This is a genomic window from Mycobacterium sp., assembly GCF_019243155.1.
Taxonomy (GTDB): domain Bacteria; phylum Actinomycetota; class Actinomycetes; order Mycobacteriales; family Mycobacteriaceae; genus Mycobacterium.
In genome coordinates this window covers 1-4,287 of sequence record NZ_JAFAUS010000129.1, presented here as the reverse complement: position 1 = coordinate 4,287, position 4,287 = coordinate 1, and the positions used below count along the sequence as shown (strand labels likewise).

At 65.1% G+C, this 4,287-nt stretch carries 5 protein-coding genes; 4 read left to right on the top strand and 1 reads right to left on the bottom strand.

What is annotated here, in order from left to right; genetic code table 11:
• Positions 1-141: 141 nt before the first annotated feature.
• The gene (locus tag JOZ00_RS06370; RefSeq protein ID WP_293341311.1) at positions 142-609 is read left to right on the top strand and encodes a thioesterase family protein; all 468 of its coding nucleotides are present in this window, start codon (positions 142-144) and stop codon (positions 607-609) included.
• A 30-nt stretch (positions 610-639) separates the two neighbouring features.
• Positions 640-1,077: an SRPBCC family protein gene (locus tag JOZ00_RS06365; RefSeq protein ID WP_293341308.1), complete on the top strand. Its 438-nt coding sequence runs from the start codon at positions 640-642 to the stop codon at positions 1,075-1,077.
• Positions 1,078-1,091: 14 nt separating this feature from the next.
• Here JOZ00_RS06365 and JOZ00_RS06360 read toward each other — a convergent pair whose 3' ends face one another.
• Positions 1,092-1,784 (bottom strand): GntR family transcriptional regulator, encoded by a 693-nt coding sequence (locus JOZ00_RS06360; protein ID WP_293341306.1) that lies wholly within the window; start codon positions 1,782-1,784, stop codon positions 1,092-1,094.
• A gap of 174 nt (positions 1,785-1,958) precedes the next feature.
• Here JOZ00_RS06360 and fadD5 point away from each other — a divergent pair, with 174 nt between their 5' ends.
• Entirely contained in the window at positions 1,959-3,560 is a 1,602-nt protein-coding gene (gene fadD5 / locus JOZ00_RS06355) for a fatty-acid--CoA ligase FadD5 (protein WP_293341303.1), read from the top strand.
• A gap of 329 nt (positions 3,561-3,889) precedes the next feature.
• The coding region (locus JOZ00_RS06350; RefSeq protein ID WP_293341314.1) for an ABC transporter permease at positions 3,890-4,287 on the top strand (398 nt) is incomplete at its 3' end.

The window sequence follows — 4,287 nt, the reverse complement described above, 5'->3', positions numbered from 1 at the left end:
CTACACCGACGACGACGTGGCCGCCCTGACCGAGGGCGCCCACCCTCAGCAGCGCCTCCTGCAGAACGCCCCGCGCGAGATGAGCAAGCCCGTGCTCGCGGACCTTTCCGGCAAGCGATGCGCTACTGGTAGTCAAGAGCAATGACGTCCGTTCCGCCCGCGCCGGAAAACCTCACCAGCAACGACTTCCCGGTGCAGTGGCCGGTCCTTACCCGGTGGGCCGACAACGACATGTTCGGCCACCTCAATAACGCCGCGTACTACCAGTTGTTCGATTCCGCGATCAACGCGTGGATCAACACCGGCACCGGGCTCGACCCGCTCACCACGCCCGCGCTGGGCATCGTCGCCGAATCGGGCTGCCGTTACTTCTCCGAATTGCACTTCCCGCAGAGCCTCACGGTCGGGCTGGCGGTGACACGTCTTGGCCGCAGCAGCGTCACCTACCGGCTCGGCATATACGTGTCGCCACTCGATCCCGGCGACGCCCAACCCGTCAGCGCCCTCGGGCACTGGGTGCACGTCTATGTCGATCGGATCACCCGCAAATCGGTCCCGATCCCCGACGACGTCCGCGCGCTGCTGTCGACGGCGAGCGTGGACCGATAAACGCGAAATTGCTCCCGCTATGCTTCGCCCATGCCAGTCATGAGCAAGACCGTCGAAGTGAATGCGGACGCCGCTTTGATCATGAAAATCGTCGGCGACTTCGAGTCCTACCCCCAATGGAACGAGGGGATTCAGGGCCTGTGGGTGCTCGCCCGCTATGACGACGGGCGCCCCAGCCAGTTGCGCCTCGACACCGATTTACAAGGCATGCAGGGCATGTTCATTCAGGCCGTGTACTACCCCGGCGAAAACCAGATTCAGACCGTCCTGCAGCAAGGCGATCTGTTCACCAAGCAGGAGCAGCTGTTCAGCGTGGTGGGGACCGGGGCGTCCAGCCTGCTGACCGTGGACCTGGACGTGGAGACATCGATGCCGGTGCCCGCGCCGATGGTCAAGCAGCTCCTCGGCAACGTCCTGGATCATCTCGCCGAGAACCTGAAGAAGCGCGCCGAGGAGCTATCGGCCTAGTCGGGCTCGCCGGGCTAGTCGAAAATCCCGCTGCGGTCCCGCAGCTCGCTCAGCCGGGCCGCCGCGTCGGTGAACTGCCAGACGGTGTGCTTGGTCACCGCGCCGGCGTCCCGCCGGCGCAGCGCGGCGATCGTCTGCCGGTGGTTGTCGACCGCTTCCAACCCCCACTGCGGATCGCCCGCGTACACCATCACCGGCATGTAGCGCGCGGCGTTCAGCAGAAACCACGCCAACTTGATCCGGCCGCTGGCGTGGTTGAAGACGCGGTGAAAGGAGAACTCGATGCCCGCGATGGTCTCGGCGTCGCTGGACCCGACGGCCGCGGCGAGGGCCTCGTTGATGCGGTCGAGCTCGTCGATCTGGGCGTCGGTGATGCGGTCGGTGGCCGTGGCCGCCAGTTCCTGGGCGATCTTTGCCTGCAGCCAGAAGATGTCCTCGATGTCCTGGCGTGTCAGCGGCAGGACGACGTGACCGCGGTGCGGCTCGAGCTGCACCATGCCCTCGCCGCGCAGCTTCAGCAGGGCTTCGCGCACCGGGGTGACGCTGACGCCGAGCTCCGCTGCGGTCTCGTCGAGCCGGATAAACGTGCCCGGCCGCAGAGCGCCGGACATGATCGCCCCCCGGAGGTGCCCCGCGACCTCGTCGGACAGCTGAGCCCGGCGCAGCGTTCGCCGTTTCCTCGGTCGCGTGGATATCGGTGCGTTCACTGGGTGCTGCCAGGGCTTTCAGTGGCTGGGCGGGTGGAGTTTCAGCGGCGGGATTTAAGTGTTGATTGGGCTTGTCAGCGGGCGTTCCAGGCCATAGTGTGACCCAGACAACACTATGTTTTATCAAATATCAACCTGGCGCAAGCGGTGCGCGAGTGAAGGGAATGTCTTGAGTTGACCGCGCGACTCGCTAACCACCCGACGCAGGAGCAGAAACAAGGGCAGCCGTATCTGGCGCGGCGGCAGAACTGGGCTAACCAGCTCGAGCGGCATGCGTTGATGCAGCCGGACGTGGCCGCCCTGAGGTTCCTCGGCAAGACCCTGACATGGGCCGAGCTACAGCGCCGCGTGACGGCGCTGGCCGATGCGCTGAGCCGTCGCGGAGTCGGCTTCGGCGACCGCGTCATGGTCTTGATGCTCAACCGCTCGGAATTCGTCGAGTCGGTGCTTGCGATCAACATGCTCGGGGCCATCGCCGTTCCGCTGAACTTCCGGCTCACCGCCGCCGAAATCGCCTTCCTGGTCGAGGATTGCGAAGCGCGCGTGCTGATCACCGAAGCGGTGCTCGCACCGGTGGCCACCGGAGTTCGGGAAATCGAGCCTTCGCTGGAGATGATCGTCGTCGCCGGCGCCTCGACTGACGACGACGTCCTGGGCTTCGAGGACCTCGTCAACGAGCCCGGCGAGTCGCACGAACCCGTCGACATCCCGAACGATTCGCCCGCGTTGATCATGTACACCTCGGGCACCACCGGCCGGCCGAAAGGCGCGGTGCTGACCCACACGAATTTGACCGGCCAAACAATGACCGGGCTCTACACCAATGGCGCCGACATCAACAATGACGTCGGATTCATCGGTGTCCCGTTTTTCCACATTGCCGGCATCGGCAACCTGTTGACCGGAATGCTGCTCGGAATCCCCACGGTGATCTACCCGCTGGGCGCGTTCGAGCCCGGGCAGCTGCTCGACGTGCTGGCGGCGGAGAAGGTCACCGGAATCTTTCTGGTTCCCGCGCAGTGGCAGGCCGTGTGCGCCGAGCAACAGGCGCGACCGCGTGACCTGAGATTGCGGGTGATGTCGTGGGGGGCCGCGCCCGCGCCCGACGCGCTGCTGCGGGAGATGTCGGCGACGTTTCCGGGGACTCAGATATTGGCCGCCTTCGGACAGACGGAGATGTCGCCGGTGACGTGCATGCTGCTGGGCGACGACGCGATTCGTAAGCGCGGGTCGGTCGGCAAGGTCATCCCGACGGTCGCCGCCCGCGTGGTCGACGAGGACATGAATGATGTGCCCGTCGGCGAGGTCGGTGAAATCGTCTACCGCGCACCGACTTTGATGAGCGGGTATTGGAACAACCCCGAGGCCACGGCCGAGGCCTTCGCTGGCGGCTGGTTCCACTCCGGTGACCTGGTCCGGATGGACGGGGACGGCTACGTCTGGGTGGTGGACCGCAAGAAGGACATGATCATCTCCGGCGGCGAGAACATCTACTGCGCCGAAGTGGAGAACGTGCTGGCAAGTCACCCAGGCATCGTCGAGGTCGCCGTCATCGGCCGGGCACACGACAAGTGGGGTGAAGTGCCGATCGCCGTCGCGGCTGTCGCCGGCGACGGGCTGCGGCTGGACGACCTCGAAGGGTTCCTGACCGAACGGCTCGCGCGCTACAAACATCCCAAGGCGCTCGAGGTCGTCGACGCGCTTCCCCGCAATCCCGCGGGCAAGGTGCTGAAGACCGAACTACGGATTCGCTACGGGGCCGCAGATAACGACTAAATCGGTTCTACAACAAGAGGTTTTAGGGGCAGAGAGGGAAGTTGACGGGAGCTGTAACGTTTGCCAGCTATTGGCGAAGGGTTAATTGTGCGGATGCGGTTCACACGTGAAAGACCATCGGGTATGTTCCTGTGGTCTCCGTTACTACTTGCGGGTAGGTAGCCGATGATCACACTCATTGGGTTGCGGCAGGGTGGGGGCACCCCAAGCCGCGCAGCGGCAAGGGGGCGAGGCGTGCTTGATGATCCGCCGCGGAGCCAGGGTGCCCGCGGTGCAGGCTGGAGGGGGCAGCGGTGACTTCGACGTCTGAAAGTCGACGTGGCCCTTACTTGGTCAGCTATGTACGCGACCAAGTGCAGACGCCGCTGACCCTCGTCGGAGGCTTCTTCCGGATGTGCGTGCTGACCGGAAAAGCGCTGTTCCGCTGGCCTTTCCAGTGGCGCGAGTTCGTCTTGCAGTGCTGGTTCATCATGCGGGTGGCGTTCCTGCCGACGATCTTCGTCTCGATCCCGCTGACCGTGTTGCTGATCTTCACCCTCAACGTCCTGCTGGCCCAGTTCGGCGCCGCCGACCTCTCCGGTGCCGGCGCAGCGATCGGTGCCGTCACCCAGCTCGGCCCGCTGACCACGGTGCTGGTGGTGGCCGGCGCGGGCTCGACGGCGATCTGCGCGGACCTCGGTGCTCGCACCATCCGCGAGGAGATCGACGCGATGGAGGTGCTCGGCAT

Coding starts and splice junctions, on each gene's coding strand:
- JOZ00_RS06370 (WP_293341311.1), top strand. CDS start 142: ATGACGTCCGTTCCGCCCGCGCCGGAAAACCTCACCAGCAACGACTTC.
- JOZ00_RS06365 (WP_293341308.1), top strand. CDS start 640: ATGCCAGTCATGAGCAAGACCGTCGAAGTGAATGCGGACGCCGCTTTG.